Annotated in this window: 24 protein-coding genes; 18 read left to right on the top strand and 6 right to left on the bottom strand. The window is 40.7% G+C overall.

Annotation, left to right across the window (positions count from 1 at the left end):
- Positions 1-1,083, bottom strand: a complete 1,083-nt coding sequence (locus tag ACMVDV_RS20125) for an efflux RND transporter periplasmic adaptor subunit (RefSeq protein WP_416159402.1) — start codon at positions 1,081-1,083, stop codon at positions 1-3.
- A 124-nt stretch (positions 1,084-1,207) separates the two neighbouring features.
- Here ACMVDV_RS20125 and ACMVDV_RS20120 point away from each other — a divergent pair, with 124 nt between their 5' ends.
- The gene (locus tag ACMVDV_RS20120; protein WP_416159401.1) at positions 1,208-2,101 is read left to right on the top strand and encodes a LysR family transcriptional regulator; all 894 of its coding nucleotides are present in this window, start codon (positions 1,208-1,210) and stop codon (positions 2,099-2,101) included.
- Positions 2,094-2,408, top strand: coding sequence for an MGMT family protein (locus ACMVDV_RS20115; protein ID WP_416159400.1), 315 nt, complete (start codon positions 2,094-2,096; stop codon positions 2,406-2,408). Before ACMVDV_RS20120 ends, ACMVDV_RS20115 begins: the two co-directional genes overlap by 8 nt.
- 1 nt (position 2,409) lies before the next feature.
- On the opposite strand, the gene trhA is transcribed toward ACMVDV_RS20115, so the two are convergent.
- Positions 2,410-3,039 carry a PAQR family membrane homeostasis protein TrhA gene (gene trhA / locus ACMVDV_RS20110; RefSeq protein WP_304183739.1) on the bottom strand — a complete coding sequence of 210 codons (630 nt, stop codon included), beginning with the start codon at positions 3,037-3,039 and terminating at the stop codon, positions 2,410-2,412.
- A 250-nt stretch (positions 3,040-3,289) separates the two neighbouring features.
- Between trhA and ACMVDV_RS20105 the strand changes: the two genes are divergently transcribed.
- The 15 genes from ACMVDV_RS20105 to ACMVDV_RS20035 all read left to right on the top strand — a co-directional run bounded on the left by ACMVDV_RS20105 (position 3,290) and on the right by ACMVDV_RS20035 (position 14,551).
- Positions 3,290-3,586, top strand: a complete 297-nt coding sequence (locus ACMVDV_RS20105; protein ID WP_416159399.1) for a hypothetical protein — start codon at positions 3,290-3,292, stop codon at positions 3,584-3,586.
- Between the two features lie 214 nt (positions 3,587-3,800).
- Entirely contained in the window at positions 3,801-4,379 is a 579-nt protein-coding gene (locus ACMVDV_RS20100; protein WP_304183736.1) for an LON peptidase substrate-binding domain-containing protein, read from the top strand.
- Between the two features lie 66 nt (positions 4,380-4,445).
- Positions 4,446-5,069, top strand: coding sequence for a sigma-70 family RNA polymerase sigma factor (locus tag ACMVDV_RS20095; RefSeq protein WP_416159398.1), 624 nt, complete (start codon positions 4,446-4,448; stop codon positions 5,067-5,069).
- Positions 5,062-5,724 carry a ChrR family anti-sigma-E factor gene (locus ACMVDV_RS20090; protein WP_416159397.1) on the top strand — a complete coding sequence of 221 codons (663 nt, stop codon included), beginning with the start codon at positions 5,062-5,064 and terminating at the stop codon, positions 5,722-5,724. The genes ACMVDV_RS20095 and ACMVDV_RS20090 overlap by 8 nt, the downstream gene beginning before the upstream one ends.
- A gap of 20 nt (positions 5,725-5,744) precedes the next feature.
- A complete protein-coding gene (locus tag ACMVDV_RS20085; protein WP_416159396.1) occupies positions 5,745-6,698 on the top strand; it encodes a YbgA family protein in 954 nt (317 codons plus the stop codon).
- Positions 6,698-8,092 carry a deoxyribodipyrimidine photo-lyase gene (phrB, locus tag ACMVDV_RS20080; protein WP_416159395.1) on the top strand — a complete coding sequence of 465 codons (1,395 nt, stop codon included), beginning with the start codon at positions 6,698-6,700 and terminating at the stop codon, positions 8,090-8,092. The genes ACMVDV_RS20085 and phrB overlap by 1 nt, the downstream gene beginning before the upstream one ends.
- A gap of 1 nt (position 8,093) precedes the next feature.
- Positions 8,094-8,525: a nuclear transport factor 2 family protein gene (locus tag ACMVDV_RS20075; protein ID WP_416159394.1), complete on the top strand. Its 432-nt coding sequence runs from the start codon at positions 8,094-8,096 to the stop codon at positions 8,523-8,525.
- Entirely contained in the window at positions 8,522-9,232 is a 711-nt protein-coding gene (locus tag ACMVDV_RS20070; RefSeq protein WP_304183725.1) for an SDR family NAD(P)-dependent oxidoreductase, read from the top strand. The genes ACMVDV_RS20075 and ACMVDV_RS20070 overlap by 4 nt, the downstream gene beginning before the upstream one ends.
- Positions 9,229-10,485 carry an NAD(P)/FAD-dependent oxidoreductase gene (locus tag ACMVDV_RS20065; protein WP_416159393.1) on the top strand — a complete coding sequence of 419 codons (1,257 nt, stop codon included), beginning with the start codon at positions 9,229-9,231 and terminating at the stop codon, positions 10,483-10,485. Before ACMVDV_RS20070 ends, ACMVDV_RS20065 begins: the two co-directional genes overlap by 4 nt.
- Complete coding sequence (locus ACMVDV_RS20060; protein WP_416159392.1) at positions 10,478-11,215, top strand: DUF1365 domain-containing protein; 738 nt, start codon at positions 10,478-10,480, stop codon at positions 11,213-11,215. The genes ACMVDV_RS20065 and ACMVDV_RS20060 overlap by 8 nt, the downstream gene beginning before the upstream one ends.
- A gap of 29 nt (positions 11,216-11,244) precedes the next feature.
- Entirely contained in the window at positions 11,245-12,507 is a 1,263-nt protein-coding gene (locus ACMVDV_RS20055; RefSeq protein WP_416159391.1) for a class I SAM-dependent methyltransferase, read from the top strand.
- On the top strand, positions 12,485-13,003 hold the full coding sequence (locus ACMVDV_RS20050) for a DUF2878 domain-containing protein (RefSeq protein WP_416159390.1): 519 nt from the start codon (positions 12,485-12,487) through the stop codon (positions 13,001-13,003). The genes ACMVDV_RS20055 and ACMVDV_RS20050 overlap by 23 nt, the downstream gene beginning before the upstream one ends.
- Before the next feature lie 35 nt (positions 13,004-13,038).
- Complete coding sequence (locus tag ACMVDV_RS20045; protein WP_414704848.1) at positions 13,039-13,536, top strand: chalcone isomerase family protein; 498 nt, start codon at positions 13,039-13,041, stop codon at positions 13,534-13,536.
- Positions 13,533-14,066 (top strand): DUF3833 domain-containing protein, encoded by a 534-nt coding sequence (locus ACMVDV_RS20040; protein WP_416159389.1) that lies wholly within the window; start codon positions 13,533-13,535, stop codon positions 14,064-14,066. The genes ACMVDV_RS20045 and ACMVDV_RS20040 overlap by 4 nt, the downstream gene beginning before the upstream one ends.
- Before the next feature lie 209 nt (positions 14,067-14,275).
- Positions 14,276-14,551 carry an HU family DNA-binding protein gene (locus tag ACMVDV_RS20035; protein ID WP_145235830.1) on the top strand — a complete coding sequence of 92 codons (276 nt, stop codon included), beginning with the start codon at positions 14,276-14,278 and terminating at the stop codon, positions 14,549-14,551.
- Between the two features lie 57 nt (positions 14,552-14,608).
- Here ACMVDV_RS20035 and ilvN read toward each other — a convergent pair whose 3' ends face one another.
- Entirely contained in the window at positions 14,609-15,106 is a 498-nt protein-coding gene (gene ilvN, locus ACMVDV_RS20030) for an acetolactate synthase small subunit (RefSeq protein ID WP_304183713.1), read from the bottom strand.
- Complete coding sequence (locus ACMVDV_RS20025; RefSeq protein ID WP_416159388.1) at positions 15,106-16,830, bottom strand: acetolactate synthase 3 large subunit; 1,725 nt, start codon at positions 16,828-16,830, stop codon at positions 15,106-15,108. Before ACMVDV_RS20025 ends, ilvN begins: the two co-directional genes overlap by 1 nt.
- Positions 16,831-17,391: 561 nt before the next feature.
- Between ACMVDV_RS20025 and ACMVDV_RS20020 the strand changes: the two genes are divergently transcribed.
- Positions 17,392-20,400 (top strand): immune inhibitor A domain-containing protein, encoded by a 3,009-nt coding sequence (locus ACMVDV_RS20020; protein ID WP_416159387.1) that lies wholly within the window; start codon positions 17,392-17,394, stop codon positions 20,398-20,400.
- Between the two features lie 63 nt (positions 20,401-20,463).
- Here ACMVDV_RS20020 and ACMVDV_RS20015 read toward each other — a convergent pair whose 3' ends face one another.
- Both ACMVDV_RS20015 and ACMVDV_RS20010 read right to left on the bottom strand, forming a co-directional pair.
- Positions 20,464-21,471 carry an isocitrate dehydrogenase gene (locus tag ACMVDV_RS20015; protein ID WP_416159386.1) on the bottom strand — a complete coding sequence of 336 codons (1,008 nt, stop codon included), beginning with the start codon at positions 21,469-21,471 and terminating at the stop codon, positions 20,464-20,466.
- A gap of 345 nt (positions 21,472-21,816) precedes the next feature.
- On the bottom strand, positions 21,817-23,505 hold the full coding sequence (locus ACMVDV_RS20010; protein WP_416159385.1) for a hypothetical protein: 1,689 nt from the start codon (positions 23,503-23,505) through the stop codon (positions 21,817-21,819).

Raw genomic sequence — 23,505 nt, 5'->3', positions numbered from 1 at the left:
TTATAAGCCTCGCTCTTTTTGCCACGGACGAACTTGCATCCCTTCTGCTAAATAGTGCACGCCAGCGGCAACCACTGTTTGCCCTTGTTGAATACCGGAGAGTACTTCAATACCACTACGGTGCAATTGACCTACTGTAACGGCTTGTTTATGCACTTTGCCAGTTTGTGGATCATATACCCAAACATAGCTGTTATTTGCAGACTCAGTTAGTTCAGAAAACACCGCTTCCACAGGCAGCAAAATATACCGCGATTGGGAATGGGTTATTTTGCTCAAATCAATATCGACACGCCCCGTCATACCCGCGAGTAAATTAAAATCCTCAGGTACTGGTAATGAAAAAACCACCTTGTAAGTGAGCGTGGCAGGATCTGCTTGAGTATCGAATTCTTTGATTGTTAATGTGTACGATTTGTTTGGAAAACCGTCAAACACAACGCTTGGCTGATAGTTTGCATCTTTGTCTATACGAGCAATGAGCTTTTCTGGCACTTGGATAATAACATCCATTAAATCACGTGTTTCAAGGCGCAGTATATTTTGCTTGGCTTGAATATTTTCATAGTTTTTAACAAATACTTTCGCTACTGTGCCACTAAAAGGTGCGCGTAATTCACTGTTATCTAAGTTAGTTTTAGCTATTTTTAAGGCTGATTCTGCCACCTGTTTATTAGCGAGTGCTTGATCAAGCTCTGATTGGCTAGTGATAGCTTTATCAAATAGGGTTGCAACGCGTTCAAGTTGTGATTGTGCTAATTCAAAACGTGCTTTGCGCTCTTCATATTGTAGTTGAAAATCTTCCGGGTCGAGCTTAGCAAGCAATTGATCTTTTTCAACATGTTGACCTGACAGGGCAGGGAACTTTAATAACTCACCATTGACCCTAAAGGCCAAATAAGAGCCTTGATTTGCTACCACTTCCGCAGGGAAGCTACGAATTGTCTCGTCTGAATTGGTATCTATGGCAAATAATTTTACTGGGCGGGTAGGTTCTGCTACCTCTGCGTCAGTATTTGCTTCCTTGCAGGCGACTAAACTCAGCATTAATGTTGTTATGATTAAAACTGGCGACAGTTTCATGGTCTTCTCCGTGGTTATGAACACATAAATTGAGTGCAGCATACGCCGCAAACATATAAAATAAAAATTATTAAATCTTAAAAAGATCATAAATAAAAGTTATGAAGATGCGCGAGAGTACGATATGAACCTTGTCCAATTAAAAATGCTTGATGCTATTGTGCGTACCCAAAGCCTTTCAAAAGCGGCAAGCGAATTACATAAATCGCAACCTGCGTTGACGTTAGCAATCAAAAAACTTGAAACAGAAATTGGTTTTGCATTGCTCGATCGCAATCAATATCGGTTAGCCCTTACTGAAAAAGGTCGGCTATTTCATCGTGAAGCACAACTGTTGCTCAGCGCGCAATCTCATTTAACGCAGTTAGCCAATGAATTAGCACTTGGTAATGAAGCTAACTTTAAAATTTGTTACGAACAACTGTGCCATGCGCCAAAGTATAACGATATTATTTGTGATGCTTTTACCCAGTATCAAAGCACAGAGTTTAGCGTAAGCAGTGGAAAGCGCTTTGCTGCGCTTGAGCAAGTCAATAAAGCACAAGCCGATTTAGGGATAGGTCCGTGGTTTGATTTATTTCATGCCACAGGTGACTTAGAGAGCATGCCAATTGGTAAGCTCGATATTGGTCTGGTATGTGCGAACAACTTAATGCCAAAACAACTTAATTATCAGCAGCTGCAGCATTACCCATGTTTAGCTATGTTTGAAAGCGAGATGAGTTTTGACTCAGAGCGGCTATCGTATGCAAAAGGCTCCGCAATAATGAAAATAGACGATATAGCCACGTTAAAATCATTTTTAGTTTCAGGCGCCGGTTGGGCGATGATAAGCTTAGCTCATTGCCAAACTGAGATTGACTCAGGGCTATTACAACGTGTTGAAATACTTGATAGAGAGCATACATTTAGTGCTCAAATTAGAGTGTTTAGACAGTATTCTGTACATCACGGGCCAGTTGCACGTGCGATCTGGCAGGGTTTTAAGCAAGCAAGTGAACAATTTTTAAATGAATGATAACGAAGTAAGCAAAGAAGATAAAATTTATACTGTGATGGCGAATATTCCCCTTGGCTGCGTTGCCAGTTATGGTCAAGTTGCTGCGATGGCAGGTCTTGCAAGTAATGCGCGTTTGGTGGGGCGATTGCTAAAATTGATGCCTAAAGATTCAGTTATTCCCTGGCATAGAGTGATCAATAGCCAAGGTAAAATATCGTTTCCTGAAGGTTCCCCTCAATACCTTAAACAATATCAATTACTGCAAAGCGAGGGGATCATCTTTAAAAATGGCCGAGTTAATATGCGCATTTATAGTTGGCAGTAACTTAATAAATATAATTACTAATCGCTACATAATGACAAATACAGCCAGCAATAACAAAAACATGCCAGATAGCATGGCTAAACTGGCGTTGTTTAGCACTGTAAAACAGTGTTCCTAGGCTATATAAAATACCGCCTGCGAGTAACCACCACAGTGCACTTACCGGTACATTTAAATACAGTGGGTAAATAATCGCCACCGCAAACCAGCCCATTAATAAATACGTCGCTAGCGACACTTTTTTGTTTTGATTTTTTACACATAGTTTGTAGCACACACCACCGAGCGCAAGAGACCATATAAATATTAAGGGTAAAATTGACCATAGCCCAGTCAGTGACAGTACTAAAAATGGGGTGTAAGTACCTGCAATTAATATATAAATAGCACAGTGGTCACATTTTTTATAAATAGCCCGTGCGCGTAGATTAATACTGCTGTGATAAAGCGTGGACGATAAAAACAGTAAAAATAAGCTGGCACCATATATTACAGCACTGATCATATGCGCAGAACTTTGCGATTTTGTAAGCAGCTCCCACAACACATAGATTGAAAAAATGACTCCAGCCCCGTGTGAAAGCGCATTTAGTTGCTCTTCTTTTGCAGAATAAGCAGGTACAACACTCATAGTGTACTCATAGATAGTAAAAATTGATTTCAGTGTACAAGTGTACGCTGAAATTATCAACACCAAAAACAGCCTAAATATTAGCTAATTTGACCAAACTTATTGGTCAAAAAATTCAATTCTGAACCTGAACTTAAAGTTAAATTAACAATATCTTTATAATTCAATGTATTAAAATTTATTTTTCACTTGGCACAACCTTTGATTAAGTAATATCGACTAACTTACTAACACAATAAGGAATACCATTATGAAAAGCATTATCAAACTATCTGTTGCAGCACTTTTGGTTGTTGGTTCTACACAAGCAAGTGCAAATGACGGTCAATTAGACATTACTCAAACACTTGCAAATAACATTGCAGATTACATTGAAAGTACGAGTAATGAATTACAAAGTAAATTAAAAGAATCAGTGTTTAGCGATTCGCAAAAAATGTTAAACGAGTTACTTTCTCTGCAAAGCGAGCAACTAGTTGAAGCGAGTGTCGTTGTAAACACACCACAGCTGGTTGCAACTAGCAATGCTTCGAATGTTGAGGGATAAGACAATGAGCAGCGAACTTGGATTATTAGCTTTAATGTTAGCGCCAGTAGTGAGCCTGTTAAGTGCCTATGCGTCAGTTGAATTACTGCGTAATGTGGGGCAGTGGTTAAACTTAGGGTAATTGGGGCATAGATAAGTAATAATCAGTCACGTTGATCTTATTCGCTGCGGTGCACGTAACGTAATGCATAGTTAAACTGATGTAGTAAGCCTTATGAAACGTGCAATCTTTCCATTACCGGTGTTTATTCTCCCTAGCGGGTATACGCGGTTACGTATTTTTGAATCTCGCTATCTTGAGATGGTCAAAGAATCATTAAAAACCGAGCAAGGATTTGTACTGTGTCAATACGATGTTGATAGTTATCTCAATGTTCCTCAGTACGGCTGTTTAGTTGATATTATTGACTTTTCACAAGATGAGCATGGGCAACTATTGATTGATGTAGTCGCTAAATCGGTGGTTGAAATTAGCGATGTCAGTCAAAATAAACAACAACTACGCTATGGTCAGTTAACGGCAACGCAAAGCACTTTTTGGTTTCAACAGCCTCGCCAATTAGCAGATCAAGATAGATGCTTACAAACGGCTTTACAGCAGTTGTTTGCTGGTAATCCGCAATTAAACGATTTATACCGTAAAACTCAGTTTGATGAGCTTAATTGGGTTGTTGCCCGGTGGCTTGAGCTCTTGCCTATCTCAATTGATAAAAAACAACAACTTGCCTTTAAATCTGACTTTGCGAATATTCACTCTTTCCTCCATACTGTGATCAATAACGAATTTTCCTAATTAATATGATCCCTCGGTAATGTTGCAGCGTATTGCACCTGTAAGAAAACTAAGAGGAATATTAAGATGGTAAGTCAACAACCAGCAACACGTTGTGAACCTAACACAGGTAACTATACTGCCATGCCAGAAACGCCGAGCAAAGAGCTCGCTGATGCTTTATCGGCCGTCGCCGTTAAGCGTGATAAACAAGCGTTTGCTTATTTATTTGCTTATTTTTCGCCAAAAATTAAACGTTTTGGTATTAAACAATTTAATTCTGATGCGCAAGCGATGGAGCTTGTGCAAGAAACGCTGACCTCGGTATGGCGTAAAGCGCATCTGTACAATAACGATAAAGGTGCCGCAACCACGTGGGTTTATACCGTAATGAGAAATGCCTCATTTGATATGCTTAGAAAAATGAAAAGTAATAAAGAAGAGCAGATCAGTGAAGATATTTGGCCGTTGCTTGAACAACACGCCAACTCAGACTACGAGTTTAGCGATCACCTTGAAAGCCAACAAATAAAAAATTACTTGGATAAACTACCTCAAGCACAACGGGATGTAGTTAAAGGGGTGTACTTTCAAGATATGTCGCAGGAGCAACTAGCAGAGCAGTTAAATATTCCTGTTGGCACTGTTAAATCACGTTTACGTTTAGCGTTACAAAAATTACGCAATGAAATGGGAGACCGCCATGATTAAACATCACCCAAGCGATGCGTTATTAGCGCAGTATTGTAATGCGTCACTGCCAGCAAGCCTGAGTGTTGCCGTGGCCATTCATGTCGAAATGTGTGAATGTTGCCAAGCCGAGGTTAAGCGCCTAGAGGCACAAAATGCAGACGCAATCTTTGCTCAACCTGACTTGTTTGATGATGAAGAGCTGAGTGTTGATGCGATGTCATTATTGGCAGCAATCACAGCCAATGATGAGGTAGATGAAGTTTATCAAGTGAAGCCGCAAACGATTGCGATCACTAAGCAGTATAGCTACCAATTACCACGGGCGCTTGCACGCATTCCGCACAGTAAATTTATGCAAATGGGAAAATTATCACGTTCTCGCATCAGTCTTGAAGATGGCACGCTGCGCTCGAGCTTATTGCATATCGATGCTGGTGGCGAGATCCCAGAGCACACCCACACCGGCTTTGAGTTGACCCTATTACTTGATGGTGAATTTAGTGATGAAGACGGCGATTATGTTGCTGGTGATTTTATGTGGTTAGATGGTCGTCATCAACATACCCCAACGACGAAAGAGGGTTGTTTATGCTACACAGTTGTCAGCAGTGCACTACACTTTAACAAAGGTTTAAGTAAGTTACTTAATCCAATTGGTCGTTTAATTTACTAGGACTATTTACTAGGAATATCATGGCGCAATCGAGTATTAAAATAGGTATCAGTGCCTGCCTCGCAGGTGAAAAAGTACGCTTTGACAGCGGCCATAAAAAATCTAACTTTTGTATGGATGAGTTGGCAAAACATGTTGAATATAAACGTTTTTGTCCTGAAGTGGCGGTAGGTCTACCGATCCCAAGACCGACAATTAGACAAGTTAAAGTAGGTACAACTATTAAAGTGTGCCGTCCTGACGGCAGTGGTGATGTTGGCCCACAATTGACAGAGTACGGTAAAAAAGTTGCCACAGAGCAGGCGGCACAATTAAGCGGTTTTGTTTTTTGTGCTAAAAGCCCTAGTTGCGGTATGGAACGGATCAAAATATACAATGAGGCTGGCACCGGTAATACCTCCGAAGGGGTCGGCTTTTTTGCTCAGCAAATAATGGCCCACAATCCATTATTACCGTGTGAAGAAAATGGCCGACTAAACGATATACATCTACGCGAAAACTTTGTAATGCGGGTGTTTACCTACAAAAATTGGCAATTACTGCGCGAGCAAGCTGTGACGGTTCATCGTTTAACACAATTTCACGCACAATATAAATACTTGTTAATGGCCCATAATTATCAGGCTTATCGAGAGTTAGGTAACTTACTTGGTACCTACGAAGGTCGTGACTTTGAAGCCCTTGCAGATAGTTATATAAGTGGCTTAATGGCGGCGTTAAAAAAGCCCGCATCACGTAAGAATAACAGTAATACCTTGATGCACTTACAGGGTTACTTTAAAAAACAGTTGTCTAAAATTGAAAAACAAGAACTACGCGATGCAATTGATGAGTACCGTGGTGGTTTAGTGCCCTTGTACGTACCACTGACACTGTTAAAACACCATTTAAAGGTGCACCCAAATGAGTATTTAGCAAAGCAAGTGTACTTTAACCCTTATCCCAACGAACTAAAATTACGCTACGGAATTTAATGAACACTGTATTTTGGTTTAGGCGCGATCTGCGCCTTTTTAATAACCACGCCCTTTATCAAGCAATCGAAAATGGCTGCAAAGAGGCTGTTTTTTTTATTACTGAGCAACAATGGCAGCGCCATGGTGTTGCGCCGATCCAGATTGATTTACTCAAACGTAGGCTAGCCTACTTAGGCCAATTATTGGCTGATAACGGTATTACATTACATATTATTGATGGTGGCGATTATAGCGGTTGTGTGCAGCAGCTAAAGCAGTTTTGCCAGCAACACTCTGTATCAAGCATCTATGCGAATAAAGAGTATGAAATTAATGAAGTTGAGCGTGATCGCGCTTTTTTAAAACAGTGTGATGAACTTGCCGTTTCAGTGAACTTATTTGATGGCGATGTGATTGCCCCGCCAGGCACGGTTGTTAATCAAAGTGGTGAAATGTTTAAAGTATTTACGCCATTTAAAAATGCTTGGTTAAAGCAGTATCAAGACACGCATTTTTATTTTCAGAGCCCCGCAACTATGTTCAGCGCAGTTACTTGGCACGGTTCAGCGTTACTTAGCACAGATAATTCTTCCCATAAATGGCCTGTTGATGACGAGTCTCTCAGTCAAATTTGTGGTCGTTTTATCAGCGACAAGTTACTCAGCTATAAAGAGCAGCGAGATATACCAAGTATTAAAGGCACATCGGGCTTAAGCCCGTATTTAGCTTTGGGGATTGTCAGCGTTCATCAATTAATCGCCTTGGTACAGCAACAGCATATCGATGTGTTAAGCAGCTCTAAAAGCAATTTATTTACTTGGGTGAACGAATTAGTGTGGCGTGAGTTTTATCGCCATTTAATCGTCGCTTATCCAAAACTCAACAAATATCAAAACTTTAATGAAAAGTATGACCCCGTACAGTGGCGCAGTGATGACGTTGAGTTTACTGCTTGGTGCCAAGGTAAAACAGGTTACCCGTTAGTTGATGCCGCGATGCGGCAACTGTTACAAACGGGTTGGATGCATAATCGATTGCGCATGGTGGTCGCCAGCTTTTTGAGCAAACATTTGCTAATTGATTGGCGCAAAGGAGAGCGCTTTTTTATGCAGCACCTAATTGATGGTGATTTAGCGTCAAACAATGGTGGCTGGCAGTGGGCGGCAAGTACTGGTTGTGATGCACAGCCTTATTTCAGAATATTTAACCCCATTACCCAAAGTGAACGTTTTGATCCAGAAGGTAAGTTCATTCGTAAGTATATACCAGAGCTTACGTCGGTACCGGACAAGCATATTCACTTTCCGCATGCTTATTTAGCACTACAGGGAAGTGATAAAAACCAGTACTGGCCTGCAATTGTAGATCACAAAGCGGCTCGCCAACGAGCACTTGACGCATTTAAGGTATGACATGGGTAACCACAAAACGGAAAAGTTTATTGAAGTTTATCAGTCACTCAATAAAGACAATTTATTCTTATTGGATGATATTTACCATCAAGATATTGTGTTTCAAGATCCGTTGCATCAGATCAGTGGCTTAACTGAATTAACTGACTATTTTTCAGGCCTTTATAGTAACCTGTCTTACTGCAAATTTATCATCAGCGATGCTATTAGCACTGATGATAAAGCATTTGTGTATTGGACAATGCAATACGCGCACCCTAAGCTCAATGGGGCACAGCAGATAAGTGTTGCAGGGCACAGCTACTTACGCTTTGCGGATGAGAAAATTATTAGCCATCGAGATTATTTCGACGTTGGCGCTTTGTTGTATCGCCATATTCCACTCCTTGGCTCTGTTATTAAATACATAGACAAAAGGGCAGTTCAATCATGATCACTTTGATAACCGGTGCGACCTCAGGGATCGGTGAGCAATTAGCAAAACAATACGCAAGTGCGGGTGATACTGTGATCGCGTGTGGTCGAAATATTGATAAACTCAATGCACTTGCACAGTTTGAGAATATCCAAGCATGTCAATTCGATACCACCGAAATACAGCAGATACGCCTTGCTACCGCTGCCTATCCAGATTTAGACCGAGTGATTTTAAATGCCGGTAATTGTGAGTATATCGACGATGCCCGTAATTTCGACAGCGAATTATTTGCCCGTGTAGTGACCACTAATTTACTCAGTATCGGTTATTGCCTTGAAGCACTGCTACCTAAAATTAAAGCCGGTGGTCAGCTGGTGCTGGTCAGCTCTAGCGTCACTTATTTACCACTGCCGCGCTCTGAAGCTTATGGCGCGTCAAAGGCGGGAGTCAGTTACTTAGCTAAATGCTTAGCCATTGATTTAGAAGATATTGATGTTACGTTAGTGCACCCTGGCTTTGTGAAAACGCCACTCACAGAGAAAAACGACTTTCCTATGCCAATGGCCGTCAGTGCTGAAAAAGCGGCTGATTATATTATTAAAGGCGTGGCAAAAAGACGTAAAGAAGTGCATTTTCCGTATCGGTTTACCCTCATTTTGAAATGTTTACGCATACTGCCATTACCGTTATGGCTTAAGCTTGCAAAAGGATTAACGCGTTGAAAAAAATCGCCATTATAGGGTCGGGTATCGCCGGCTTAAGTTGTGCACAATTACTCCATAAAAAGTACGATGTCACAGTCTTTGAAAAAAATAATTACATTGGTGGCCACACCGCGACAGTCGATGTACAAGTAGACGGCAGTGAATACGCAATAGACACTGGGTTTATTGTTTTTAATGATCGTACTTATCCTAATTTTGAGAAATTACTTAAGCGTATTGGTGTGCAGCGCCAACCCACGCAAATGAGTTTCAGTGTTCATAATGAGCAAACGGGTTTTGAATACAATGGCCATACCTTTACGAGTTTATTTGCCCAAAAACGTAACATTTTTCGCCCTCGCTTTTGGAAATTACTCAGTGATATTGTGCGCTTTAATAAATTATGTAAATCATTACACGCAGCGGATCAATACCAGCAAGGGCAAACGTTAGCTGCATTGCTCGACCAACACGGTTTTAACGACTTCTTTCGTTATCACTATATTTTACCGATGGGCGCGGCCATTTGGTCTACCAGTATTAAAAAAATGAGTTATGTTGGAGTGGAATTTTTTGTTAAATTCTTTTTTAATCATGGCTTACTTGATATTACTAACCGCCCGCAGTGGTATGTGATCCCTGGCGGTTCGCGTGAATACATAGCCCCATTAATCGAAGGTTTTGCTGATAAAATAAAACTCAATAGTCATATCAGCACGATAAAACGTGATGAGCAAATGATTGCTATCGAGTTTGCTGATGGGCACAGTGAAGCGTTTGATAAAGTGATTTTTGCCTGTCATTCAGATCAAGCGCTGGCCTTAATTGATAACCCCACAGCGGACGAGCAACGCGTACTCGGTGCCATCCCATACACTGAAAACTCGGTGATCCTACACACAGATACGGGTTTATTACCAAAGCGTAAAGCGGCATGGGCCAGTTGGAATTACTTGCTAAATGACAACACTGACAAAGCCGCAGTGGTTACCTATCAAATGAATATTCTGCAAGGTATACAAAGTGATACTCAGTTTTGCGTGACTTTGAATCATCGTGAGGGTATTGATAGAGCAAAAATTTTACGTGAATTTACTTACCATCATCCGGTGTTTAACAAAGTATCTATTGCAGCTCAGCAGCAAAAGCCGTTGATTGATGGCGTTAATAATAGTTTTTTCTGCGGTGCATATTGGTACAACGGTTTTCATGAAGATGGTGTGAAAAGTGCGGTCGATGTAGCACGTCAACTTGGAGTTAAATTTGACTAGCGCGGTGTATATTGGCGATGTAAAGCACCGCCGATTTGCTGTTAAAGCACATCATTTTAAATACCCCATGTACATGATGTGGGTTGATTTAATGGCGCCGGATTGTTTAGACGGCGTTCATCCTTGGCTTGGCACTAAAGGATTGAAGGCACTAAAATTTTGTCAACAAGACTACCTTGAATACGCAGATCAACCGCAACAAACAATAAGCCAACGTGCGCTTGCTAGAATCGCTCAGCTTGGCGTCTCAGACTCATTTACTGGTGTTTATATGCTCGGGCAGTTACGTTGCTTTGGCGTGTATTTTAGCCCAGTAAATTTCTACTTTTATCAAACTGCAGCGGGCGACTTTACTTACATGGTTGCTGAGGTGAGTAATACCCCGTGGAATGAACGGCATTACTATTTAGTACCGCTTGAAAAAAAAGTGAACTTTAAAAAAGCTTTTTCCGTATCACCTTTTATGGATCTTGATATGAACTATCATTGGCATATCCGCTTTAATAAAGATAACACCATGATACATATTGAAAATAAAAAAGATGACCAATTGTTGTTTGACGCCACACTGAGGCTTGAACGACATACGTTAACTAAGGCAACGATCAGTCGCTTGTTAAAACAGTTTCCAGCAATGACGTGGAGTATTTTTAAAGGTATTTACGTCCATGCTTTTAAGTTGTTTTGTAAGCGCGTGCCTTTTATAGGTCATTCAGGTAACGGCAGTTGAGATACTGCAATTAAATTTTAGGTGAAGTTATGGAAAAAGTGTCCAATTTAGAAAGTGGGCAATCGCGCGATTGGCTAGTAAAAGTGTATAAAAAGCTTGTATTTGGTGCGTTTAGCAGCCTCAAAGTTGGCCATATTACTGTAGTTCATGGCAATGATGTTGTGCATTTTGGTGATCAACACAGCCAGCTCAAAGTGCAGTTAACCGTGAATGATGCTGCAATGTATAAAGCATTTGCTTTGTCTGGCAGTGTCGGCGCGGGGGAGTCCTATATTCTTGGCCATTGGGACTGCGATAATTTAACCGCACTGATTGAGATTTTTGCAATCAATCAGGCTGAACTAGATGCCTTTGAGAAGAAATTTGCATTTTTTAGCAATATCTACTTTCGCCTTAATCACTTTAAAAATAAAAACTCGCAACATGGTTCGAAAAAGAACATTGTCGCTCATTATGATTTAGGCAACGATCTCTATGCATCGTTTTTAAGCACTGAAATGCTTTATTCCAGTGCTGTTTACCCATCAAAAGACGCAACCCTTGAGCAAGCACAAAGTCATAAACTGGATTTAATTTGTCAGCAAGTTGATTTACAGCACGGCGACACAGTGATTGAAATTGGCACTGGCTGGGGGGCGTTTGCGATCCATGCGGCAACCCATTACGGTTGCCATGTTACCACCACCACGATTTCTGATGAGCAGCATACCTATGTGGCTGATAAAATAGCTGAATTAGGGCTTGAAGATAAAATCACTCTACTGAAGCAAGATTACCGCTTACTCGAAGGGCGTTATGACAAGCTTGTTTCAATTGAGATGATTGAAGCCGTTGGCCATGAATTTTTGCCAAGCTTTTTCCAAAAGTGCGATCAGTTATTAAAAGAATCTGGTGCTATGCTGATCCAAGCAATCACTATCGGCGATCAACGCTATCAGCATTATTTAAAGAACTCAGACTTTATTCAACAATATATTTTTCCTGGCGGCTGCCTACCGTGTATTGACGAAATGAATAAGCAAATCAAACAACAAACCGATATGGTTGTGCACAGTATTAAAGACATTGGTGTTCACTATGCAAGAACCTTAGCGGATTGGCGAACACGGTTTATCGCAAGCTGGCCAGAAATTGACAAAGTAAAGTTTGATCAGCGTTTTTATCGCTTATGGTTGTTCTATTTAGCGTACTGTGAAGGTGCATTTCGTACTCGAGTAACCAGTACCGTACACTTAGTGGCGCGTAAACCTCGTTTTAGCCACTCAGGGGATGATATTGCACTCGGTTATTAATTTTGCACTTTTTCAAGGGGTTTGGTTTATGGCCTTACTCCTTGAAAACAATGCAAATTTTCCTATTGCGGCGGTGTTAGTGCTGATGCTGCTGTTATCTAAACAACTTAAGCAGGATTCGCTTATTTTGCTGGTTGGCCTGATCATCGCGCTCGGTTTTGAATACCTCATGGTTCAACTTGGTTTGCTAGGATTTAAATCAAGCCCTTACCCCATTTGGTTTATATTACTGTGGAGCGCACTGCTTTTGACCGTAAACACGTCAATGCAGTTTTTAACCCGTCTACCTTGGTATTTATCAGTTGTTGTGTGCGCTATATTCGCACCGGCAAGTTACTGGGCTGGGGCGCGATTTGAAGTGCTCTCCATTACCCAACCATTGTGGCTTTTTTGGTTAGTGTATGGCCTTAGCTGGGCGCTGATGTTTAATTGCATTATTTTTGTGAATAAAAAAATTGCTACATATCTTCATTTAGGCGATCAATCAGAGCACTAATTACCTATCAATGGCTATTATTAAAAGGATCAGTTATGCGTAAATCTATCGTTTCTTTGCTAAGTATCCCGTTATTGCTGTTATCAATGAATAGTTTGTCTGCTGAGTTTAAACAGGTAGGACAGAGCCGTTTTGAATATTATTTTTGGGATGTCTACGATGCAAAACTTGCCACTCCTACAGGGCAATATCAGTTTGGCCAACATCCGAGCAAGTTATCGTTAACTTATTTAAGGGACTTTGCTGCTAAAGACATTGTTAAAGCCACTAATGAGCAGTGGCAACATTTAGGCAAAACGCAGTTGCTTGGTAAATTTGACCAACAGCTGCTTGCGTTATGGCCTGATATCAAAGAAGGAGAAACACTGTCATTTATCACGGATATGCAAGGGGTTGGCACTTTTTATCATAATGATACAAAGTTGGGTGGCATTGAGGACAGTGAGTTTGCTGATAACTTTTTAGCCATTTGGTTATCGCCGCAAACCTCTGAGCCGAAAATGCGTAAACAATTAATCGGGGAGCAAAAATGAACAAGCTAACTTCAACATTCATATTACTTTTTTGTATTTTATTAGTCAGCTGTGTTGCTCCAGATGTGGAACATTATCAGGGCAGTGAGCCAGAATTTAATTTTAAGCAATTTTTTAATGGCAAGTTGAAAGCCTATGGTGTTGTGCAGGATTATAGCGGTGAATTAACTCGTAAGATGGTGGTTGATATGAACGCTAGCTGGGATGGCAATCAGGGCGTAATAGAAGAAGACTTTGTTTACGATGATGGTGAAACTCAGCGTCGCGTGTGGAATATAACACTTAATGCCGACAATAGTTTAACCGGCACCGCCTCAGACGTGATTGGCCTAGCCAAAGGTAAAAGCAATGGCAGTGTGTTTCACTGGCAATATACGCTCGAATTACCCTATGGCGATGACACCATCGAAGTTAATTTAGATGATTGGATGTACTTGGTTACACAATCGCGCTTGATTAACCGCACAGCTATTGATAAGTTTGGCATTGAGGTCGGGGAAGTGACCTTAGTTATCGAAAAAGTGGAATGATAAAAAAATTGTCATATTGATTGTGTTAATTAGTGATTATATTCACTGTTGGTTAATGTTTAAATCAGTATTTACTTGGGCAATTATTTAAAATTTGCTCATTTTTTAAGAATTTACGCAAAAAAGGCAATTTGCTGTTGCCAATCCTTAAAAAATGCATAAAGATAGGTTTTGCGAAGGCAAAATAATAACGAATAGGAATTTAACAAATGAATAAAGCTCAATTAGTTGAAAAAATCGCTACTGATGCAGAAATCTCTAAAGCAGCAGCAACACGTGCACTTGATGCATTCACTGGTGCTGTTACTTCTTCTTTAAAAGAGGGTAATTCAGTTGCACTCGTTGGTTTTGGTACTTTCTCTGTAAAAGAACGTGCTGCACGTACTGGCCGTAATCCACAAACTGGTGCAGAAATTCAAATTTCAGCGGCAACTATCCCAAGCTTTAAAGCGGGTAAAGGTCTTAAAGATCAAGTTAATCCTTAATAAATTAAATTGGTTAAATAAAAAAGGGCTAGTTAGCCCTTTTTTTGTATCACCCATTTATGCTTTGAGTGCTTTATCACCGCGACCAATGCCAACTGCACCAGAGCGAACGACTTCGACTATATCGGTTTCATGTCGTAGAGTATCTAAAAACGATTCAATTTTATCAGTGCTACTAACCAGCTGTAATGTGTAGCTGTTACGGCCCATGTCTAAAATCGTACCTTGAAACACATTAACGACACGGGTTACTGCTGCACGTTTAGCTTCATCTTGGGCAAATACTTTAACTAATAACAGTTCTCGCTCGATGTGCGCCATTTCAGTCAGATCAATAATTTTTAATACATCGACTAACTTATTCAGCTGTTTGGTGATTTGCTCAACGACTCGGTCATCGCCCATAGTGGTGATGGTGATACGTGACAATGAATGATCGTCCGTTGTGCCTACGGTTAAGCTATCGATGTTGTAGGCGCGTTGTGAGAACAGGCCAACGATGCGTGATAGCGAGCCTGGTTCATTCTCAAGTAAAATAGATAAGATACGACGCATTATGCTTTCACTCCTTTACGTAACCACATGTCATCAACTGCCCCAAGCTTAATTTGCATTGGGTAAACATGTTCATTTTCATCAACCAGAATATCTAAGAATACTAAACGATCAGTTATCGCCATTGCTTTATCGATAGCAGGTTGTAGTTCTTCAAGCGTGTTTACGCGAATGCCCACATGACCATAACTCTCAGCAAGCTTTACGAAGTCAGGGAGGGATTCCATATAAGATGATGAATGACGACCACCATAAACCATGTCTTGCCATTGACGAACCATACCAAGAGAGCGGTTATTCAGTGATACTACTTTTACAGCTAAGTTATATTGCAAACAGGTTGATAGCTCTTGGATGTTCATTTGAATTGAACCATCGCCGGTTACACATACAGATTCTTTATCTGGAAAAGCGAGTTTTACCCCCATTGCAGCTGGTAAGCCAAAGCCCATGGTGCCAAGGCCGCCAGAGTTTATCCATTGCCGCGGGTTTTTAAACGGGTAGTACTGCGCTGCAAACATCTGATGTTGACCAACATCAGAGCTAATATAAGCATCGCCATTGGTGGCTTTATAAATTGCCTCAATTACCGCCTGTGGCTTAATTTTGTCACCTTCATGATTGTAGCTTAAGCATTTTTGCTCACGCCAACTGATGATTTGACGCCACCAATCTTCTTGAGCGCTACGGTCAATTTTAATCGGGCTCTTATCTATGGCCGTTTGTAATTGCTCAAGTACCGTTGATAAACAACCGACTACTGGTATGTGTGCTTTAATGGTTTTAGAAATCGAGGTTGGATCGACATCAACATGTACAATGGTGGCGTTCGGACAGAATTTTTTAACGTTATTGGTTACCCTGTCATCAAAGCGCGCACCTAATGCTAAAATAACATCCGCATTTGCCATCGCTTTGTTTGCTTCAAGGCTACCATGCATACCAAGCATGCCGACAAAATTAGGGTGAACACCGGAAATGCCACCTAACCCCATTAAAGTATTCGTGATTGGGGCATTGAGTGACTCAACCAAGTGGGTTAATTGCTCTGAGGTATTTGAAATAACAATCCCGCCACCAGAATAGATGACTAATTTTTTTGCCTCTAAGATAGCCGTGACTGCTTTGCGAATTTGTTTTGGGTGGCCTTTGGTATTTGGGCTGTAGGTTCTAAGATCGGTTGTTGCAGGGAACTGAAAATCAAATTTAAGGGCAGGGTTCAACATATCTTTTGGTAATTCTACAACCACAGGACCAGGGCGGCCTGTGCTGGCAATATAAAAAGCTTTAGCCAAAATGGTTGGAATATCTTTTGCGCTACGACAGTTAAAACTGTGTTTAACGATAGGTCGTGAGCAACCAACAATATCGGTTTCTTGAAACGCATCATCACCAATTAAGTTAGTGGGTACTTGACCCGATAGCACTACCATTGGAATTGAATCCATATAGGCGGTTGCAATCCCAGTAATACAATTGGTAGCACCAGGGCCTGAAGTTGCTAAAACAACGCCCACTTCGCCGGTGGCGCGGGCGTAACCATCAGCCATATGGGTTGCAGCTTGTTCATGGCGCACTAGAATATGTTCAACATCATCTTGTTGAAATAATGCATCATACAAATCTAATACCGAGCCACCAGGGTAGCCAAATATATATTTTACCTTCAATGCTGTTAATGCCTGAACAACTAGTTCGGAGCCATTATATTGTTGTGTACTCATCCTCATTCCTCTGCGTGCCTAATACCTTTGTTAAAATAACCGATTAAGTGTGTTCACTCTTTCGCTCTCTAATCGCAATGGTATTGTATTTTAAATACATAAAAAAACCCCCGCTAAAAGCGGGGGTTTTTAAAAAGCGTGTTCACCTTCTAATACATCCCCGCTGGGCTTAAGACTAAGACCAGTACGAGTACATTGACAAGGTGACGTTGATTATTCATAGCGCTATTTTGCTTCTATTTGTGTTGTTATAAATTCTGTAATGGCTCATGACATTGCGCTACTAAAAGAGCACAACTCATTCACTAATTTTAATACCCTTATTTTTAAAGCTTTTGCTATTCGATGTCAACCGAGAATTTGAAAACTTGCATTAAATTTGCAAATTAAATGTATTTTTATTTTAAAGTTGCTTTAATTTGTAATTAAAATGACAAAAATAAAAGAAATTATGCGATTTATCGTAAGCGAGTTATTTTGTTGCTGGTGTCATAAAATAACATGTACCTTTTTAAATTGTTCGCTATCATAGCAGCTACAAAATTGTAAGTAGGTGATAAAGTGAAATACGCCCCATTGTTGTTCGCCTTGATCTTGGCATCGTTAAGTCAACCGACTGTGGCAAAACCGCAATCAAGCAGTCCAACCGACATTGGTGTAATCAACAAAGAGCGGATCCTCTATTGGTTAGATAAACGCGGGCAACTTAATGACCAGTCCGATCCGCAAGCAGTGTTAACTGATTATATTGGTCAGGGCGGGACGCAGCTTTTTCACCGACAACGCACACCGGCAATATTAAATCAACAGCGGATAATGGCAAAGCGCATGGCTGGTGTGTCTAGTCAGTTACCTAATGAGCAAAAAAATACCGTTAAGGTACTCGCCATTTTAATTGATTTTGCTGATTTACCACATGATGATAATGGCTTAGTGGCTGCTGATACTGATATGTACTATGCAGACTACAACCTTGAGCACTATCAACAAATGTTGTTTGCCACTGACGGGTATACAGGACCGCAACAGCAAACTTTACAAACTGCGTATCAATATTATCAGCAAGCTTCAGGGGAAAGTTTAGCTTTTACAGGTAAAGTCTATGGCTGGGTAAGGGCAGATAATGAGGCTAAAACTTATGGTGCTCGTCAAGGCGATAATAATGATATTGATGCGCCGAGTTTAGTGCATGAAGCGGTAGAAAAAGCGGTAGCCAAATTTAATATCAATTTAGCCGATTATGATTTAACCGATTTAGATGATCGTGATGGTGATGGCATAACAAATGAACCTGATGGGATCATCGATCATGTGATGATTTTTCACTCTAGTATTGGTGAAGAAGCCGGCGGTGGTGTACTGGGTACTGATGCAATTTGGTCACATCGTTTTTATGTGTACGATCAAAACAATCAGCCAAGTGCGGTGGATGGCAGTAATATTCGTTTATTTGGTTATACGATTAACCCAATTGATGCCGGAATAGGTGTGGTAGTTCATGAATTTGGCCATGATTTAGGGCTACCAGATGAATATGATTTAACCGGCAGTGCGCTTGGTGAGCCTGTCGCGCTTTGGTCTGTGATGTCGGGGGGTAGCTGGGCAGGATCACCAAGTGGCTCGCAGCCGGTAATGTTCAGTCCTTATGCGCTTGAATATTTACAAAATCGTTATCAAGGTAATTGGCTTAATCAAAACAATCTTGCGTTGAACGAGATTGCAGAAAATCAACAGCAGATACTTCGTCACAGCAGTGGTACAGCGCAGCAACTTAATCAGCTAAAAATCACTTTACCAGCAAAGTTAAAATCGTTTTATCCCGCGGTAGAAGGGCGTTTTCAATACTATTCGGACAGTGGTGACAATATTGCACACAGTATGACGTTTACAATTGACATACCAGCAAGTGAGGCGCCAACCTATCTTGATTTAAGTGCGTATTATAGTATTGAGGTAGATTATGATTACGTGCAAGTCTTGGTTAATGGCCAAGCAATGGCATCTCAGTATACGAACGCAACTAATCCTTTTTATGAGCAACTAGGTCATTACATCACAGGTTCATCAAGCTCTGTACTTGGTAGTCAGCAACCCAATAACTATTTACGCCATCGTTTTGATTTATCAGATTTTGCAGGGCAGAGTATTACTCTGAGCCTTACTTATCAGACTGATATTTATACTAATTATTTTGGCTTCGTGGTTGATGATATGGCGATCACCCAGGGGGACACGCGCGTTTGGCAAGATAATGCAGAGCAAGTATCGTCTGGGCAGCTAAATGGTTTTAGCCGTGTTAGCGCGTACACTTATGCCAAGCCACAACATTACTATTTACAATTACGCAGTCATTTAGGAATTGATAGTGGTTTACAAGTTGAGCAGTATTCACCGGGTTTATTGCTTTGGTCTGCAAACGAACAGTATTCAGATAATAATACCCCAGAGCATATTGGTGAAGGGTTTATCTTGGTTGTTGATGCTGATCAGAATGCTATAGCAAAAGGGCATAGCAGCGCACCTGCCAGTACCGCAATCCAATTACGTGATGCCGCGTTTAGTCTTTATGATCAGCGCCAAGGGCTAGGTGATACGCAGTTAGCAGGTATAGCAGAATTTAATGATAATAATGATTACAGTTTTGCTGAACAACCAGCCTCCGGGGTGAAAATTTCACCGTTTGGTTTTAATTTTTCTATCGTTGATCAAGCTGTCGATAATAGCTCAATAGAGTTAAAGTTAGGCTATACGCCGCAATCGGGGATCAGTGCCGTGATTAATGATCTCGAAGCGAGTTTTGAAATTAAAGGTATGGCGTTAACCCCAACAGATAGTTTTAACTGGCAGTTTGGCGACGGCCAAAGCAGCGAACAATTAAACCCAACGCATACATTCGCTAATTACGGCAGCTACACCGTGGGTTTTACTCGTACTAATGAACAAGGGCAGCAGTTTCAAGAATCGATGACTGTAGTGTTTGCTAAGCCGTTATTAATTTCCAGTGTTGATACCAAGATAGACAAAGGTAATGTAACTGCACAAGTCACTATTTCAGGTGGTCAAGCACCTTATGACTATGCATGGCAGTTAGGGGATGGCGTAACTGCGAAAGGGCAGAGCATTAACCACAGTTATCAATACAGTGGTGACTATACCTTGAGCGTTATTGTAACTGATGCAAATGGTGCTATGCAGTCTTTTGCAACCCAAGTGTCGGCAAATGTGTTACTTACAGCACAGGCCCGTTACAGCGCAAAAGATTTGCTGGTTAATTTTAACAGTGATACCAAAGGCGGGTTTAATAATTACACTTATAGCTGGGATTTTGGAGATGGCAGTATAGTGAGTGAACTGGCAAACCCTACTCATACATTCAGCCAAGAAGGCAATTACATCGTCACGCTCACGGTATCCGATACATCTGTTAGCGGTATAAAGGAAACACTGCCAGCAATTGAACTTCAAGTGGCAGTAAAAAAACAAGTAACTAGTTCAGGCTCCAGTGGCGGAACTATCTTTTGGCTATTGTTACTGCTACCGCTCAGTTTACTGAGGAAGAGCCAAGCATAATTAAGTGACAAAAAGCCAGTAAACACTGGCTTTTTATTATAATCTTAATGATCTAGGTTTAGTTTATAAACGGTCGATAACAGCTTGAGTGAAATCAGTTGTACCGTGACTGCCGCCTAAATCGCGTGTAGTACGATCGCCTGTTTTGATCACATCTGCTACAGCACTACGGATACGCTCTGCAGTGTCGCCCATTTCTAAATGCTCCAGCATTTGAATCGATGCTAAAATAACAGAGGTTGGATTAGCTAAGTTTTTACCTGCAATATCCGGTGCGCTGCCGTGAACGGCTTCAAAGATAGCTGCATCTTCACCAATATTAGCACCTGGTGCCATACCTAAGCCGCCAACTAAACCAGCACATAGATCTGATAAAATATCACCAAACAGGTTTGTAGTAACAATAACGTCAAACTCTTCTGGGCTCATTACCAGTTTCATACAGGTTGCATCAACAATCATTTCAGTTGATTCAATTTCAGGGTAACGCTCTGCCACTTCACGGGCTACTTTTAAGAATAAACCAGAGGTTGATTTTAAAATATTAGCTTTATGAACCGCGGTTACTTTTTTACGGCCTTCACGTACTGCAAGCTCGTAGGCAAAAGTAACGATTTTTTCAGCACCTTCGCGGGTGATCATAGACATCGCTTGTGCTTCGTTGCCATCTTCAGAGGTTACTTGGCCTAAACCAGAATACATACCTTGGGTATTTTCACGTACAGTGATGATATCAATATCTTCATAACGTGCTTTAGTACCAACAAATGATTTTACTGGGCGAACATTGGCATATAAACCAAATTGCTTACGTAAGGTTACATTAATTGAAGTAAAACCTTCACCAACTGGTGTTGTTAGTGGGCCTTTAAGAGTTATTTTATTACGCGCAATAGTATCAATGGTATCTTGTGGTAATAATTCACCGGTTTTTTCTAGGGCTGCAAGACCTGCATCAACGAATTCATAATCAAAATCGCACCCTGCGGCTGTTAAGATCTCAAGGGCTGAATCAATAATACTCGGACCGATGCCGTCGCCTTTGATCACTGTGATGGTTTGTTTGGCCATGAACTTTTCCTATTACGAGTTAGAAATGCACGTAAATGTGTCGCATTATTATACCAATCGGCTTAAATATTTAACCATTCTAGCGTGCTAAATAAAGCGCTAACTGCGTTATGAATTTCTCAAGTAGAACAACTACATGTCGAAATTTATGCCTTGTTATCACTCTATTTATCTGTCGCTATAAATGGCTAGTAACTTAACACGATTGGTATTAAGCGATTACTTGTTAGATTATTTACGTGAATGAGTTTGAAAATGTAAGCGGCTTTTATAGCAATTTATTCAACTTTTTGCCAGTAAAACCCGCGAAAACGCGCTAAATTAGTCACAATGTCTAATAAGTATTCATACACTGTTACTTAAACCTAAGCTCGGTATCTGGGTATAAAACTGTTCACTTGATTGCCAATCAAGGCGTTTTAGCACCTGTTCAAAAGTATGTGTTTGCCAGCTACTTTGTATTGCGTCTGGCTGAAATACCTTAGTAACGACGAGCTTTATCGCAACCCATAATTGCGCCTCTGCAGATAAATGTTGTTTTTGTTGTTGCTCTGCATCTAATAAAGCGTGCGTCCATGGGTTATCACCTAACAGCTCAAGCAAATAAGCAGTTAGCTGTTCACTATCATCAATAGTAACCCCAAATAACCACGCAAATGGCATGCTTACATCACTTTTTAGCTGCTTTTCATACAAGGTTTTACGACTAATTGTGGTACTACAGTACTCAATTAAATAATTTACATAGCCGTAAACCGGCAGCGCAAGATGCTCGAACTGATTATGCTTATCATGACTGACGAGCAGATTTAACAAGCGGATAATTGCCTGCAAGCGAAACTGTACGTGCTGCATCAGCGGATGCGCTTGGTGATTTACGAGTTGCTCAAATAGCACTTGTTGAATGATCGCTGGCGCATTATATAACCCTACCATCGATAAACAATGGCGTAAGTCTTTACCCGGTAGATACTCTTTATTATAAGGTTTCACTGCTTCACGGAGTAATTCAATCGTTGCAGAATGATTATTGAGCAATTTAGCAAGTGCACCGTATGAATATTCTGTTTGTATTTTAACTTGGCTTATCAACATCAATAACTGCTGTTTTTCAAAGTTAACCACTTCGACAGGCAGCACTATATGCTCATTGAACCACACGCTGAACAACAATCGTTTATCTTGACTTGGACGTTGTTTAGCATTCGATTCTAATCGGGCTTTTACGCTATACCATTTAGTTTTTTGTGGTTCATTTAACGCAATCAACAAATGACGTTGTCGGGAGTCCTTGCCAATATAGGTCAGTTGCTGATCATGATAATGGATCAAAGAGCCTGGCAGGTAGGGGCCTATATGAGCAATTAACGCTTTTAATGCCTGTTGAGCAAAAAGGTTAGGGGTACGGATATAAATATCAGCCACTGCTTTGTAAATATCAATATGGTCATTTTGCGTGCGATAGGTAATGTTCATCGCCATAATATTTGCCAACGCAACTAAGGTAGTGGGTCCATCGTAAATCATGATTTTTGGTGTACTTAACAACGCCTGCTTATATTTATTTAAGCGCGCTAAAATACCCGCAATATGCTCTGTTGGCACATTAGCCGATTGCAGTAATTTTACTGCCAGCTGATGACGAGATTGCCACTGTTTTTTTTCTTGTAGGTTCAATGGTTGGCGCAGGGCCAATTTATTGGTTTGTGTTTGCACACATAAATAATTCGTTAAACACACACAAATTAGGAGTTGTGTAATTTTACTGTCGTAGTTCAAAGAATGGCACAACGCACTAATTATCACACATTGATTTACTACTAAGTTTGTTGTGTAGCCGTGGCTATCTAGATACAGAGCGAGCTGCGCTTGCATCGCATTTGGGTGTGAATTATAGAGTGTATAATACTGTTCAGCGAGTTGGCTTAACAGCGGATAAATCTGTGGCCATTGACTTTTATTATGATAAAACCGTAGCACTTGATGAGTTTTTTCAAAAAGGCTTACTAGGTCTTGCGCGCAGGGGTTATCCAT

The organism is Pseudoalteromonas sp. ASV78 (assembly GCF_047806705.1).
Classification (GTDB): domain Bacteria; phylum Pseudomonadota; class Gammaproteobacteria; order Enterobacterales; family Alteromonadaceae; genus Pseudoalteromonas; species Pseudoalteromonas prydzensis_A.
This window is presented reverse-complemented; position numbering and strand designations above follow the sequence as displayed.

Coding starts and splice junctions, on each gene's coding strand:
- ACMVDV_RS20125 (WP_416159402.1), bottom strand. CDS start 1,083: ATGAAACTGTCGCCAGTTTTAATCATAACAACATTAATGCTGAGTTTA.
- ACMVDV_RS20120 (WP_416159401.1), top strand. CDS start 1,208: ATGAACCTTGTCCAATTAAAAATGCTTGATGCTATTGTGCGTACCCAA.
- ACMVDV_RS20115 (WP_416159400.1), top strand. CDS start 2,094: ATGAATGATAACGAAGTAAGCAAAGAAGATAAAATTTATACTGTGATG.
- trhA (WP_304183739.1), bottom strand. CDS start 3,039: ATGAGTGTTGTACCTGCTTATTCTGCAAAAGAAGAGCAACTAAATGCG.
- ACMVDV_RS20105 (WP_416159399.1), top strand. CDS start 3,290: ATGAAAAGCATTATCAAACTATCTGTTGCAGCACTTTTGGTTGTTGGT.
- ACMVDV_RS20100 (WP_304183736.1), top strand. CDS start 3,801: ATGAAACGTGCAATCTTTCCATTACCGGTGTTTATTCTCCCTAGCGGG.
- ACMVDV_RS20095 (WP_416159398.1), top strand. CDS start 4,446: ATGGTAAGTCAACAACCAGCAACACGTTGTGAACCTAACACAGGTAAC.
- ACMVDV_RS20090 (WP_416159397.1), top strand. CDS start 5,062: ATGATTAAACATCACCCAAGCGATGCGTTATTAGCGCAGTATTGTAAT.
- ACMVDV_RS20085 (WP_416159396.1), top strand. CDS start 5,745: ATGGCGCAATCGAGTATTAAAATAGGTATCAGTGCCTGCCTCGCAGGT.
- phrB (WP_416159395.1), top strand. CDS start 6,698: ATGAACACTGTATTTTGGTTTAGGCGCGATCTGCGCCTTTTTAATAAC.
- ACMVDV_RS20075 (WP_416159394.1), top strand. CDS start 8,094: ATGGGTAACCACAAAACGGAAAAGTTTATTGAAGTTTATCAGTCACTC.
- ACMVDV_RS20070 (WP_304183725.1), top strand. CDS start 8,522: ATGATCACTTTGATAACCGGTGCGACCTCAGGGATCGGTGAGCAATTA.
- ACMVDV_RS20055 (WP_416159391.1), top strand. CDS start 11,245: ATGGAAAAAGTGTCCAATTTAGAAAGTGGGCAATCGCGCGATTGGCTA.
- ACMVDV_RS20050 (WP_416159390.1), top strand. CDS start 12,485: ATGATATTGCACTCGGTTATTAATTTTGCACTTTTTCAAGGGGTTTGG.
- ACMVDV_RS20045 (WP_414704848.1), top strand. CDS start 13,039: ATGCGTAAATCTATCGTTTCTTTGCTAAGTATCCCGTTATTGCTGTTA.
- ACMVDV_RS20040 (WP_416159389.1), top strand. CDS start 13,533: ATGAACAAGCTAACTTCAACATTCATATTACTTTTTTGTATTTTATTA.
- ACMVDV_RS20035 (WP_145235830.1), top strand. CDS start 14,276: ATGAATAAAGCTCAATTAGTTGAAAAAATCGCTACTGATGCAGAAATC.
- ilvN (WP_304183713.1), bottom strand. CDS start 15,106: ATGCGTCGTATCTTATCTATTTTACTTGAGAATGAACCAGGCTCGCTA.
- ACMVDV_RS20025 (WP_416159388.1), bottom strand. CDS start 16,830: ATGAGTACACAACAATATAATGGCTCCGAACTAGTTGTTCAGGCATTA.
- ACMVDV_RS20015 (WP_416159386.1), bottom strand. CDS start 21,471: ATGGCCAAACAAACCATCACAGTGATCAAAGGCGACGGCATCGGTCCG.
- ACMVDV_RS20010 (WP_416159385.1), bottom strand. CDS start 23,505: ATGGATAACCCCTGCGCGCAAGACCTAGTAAGCCTTTTTGAAAAAACT.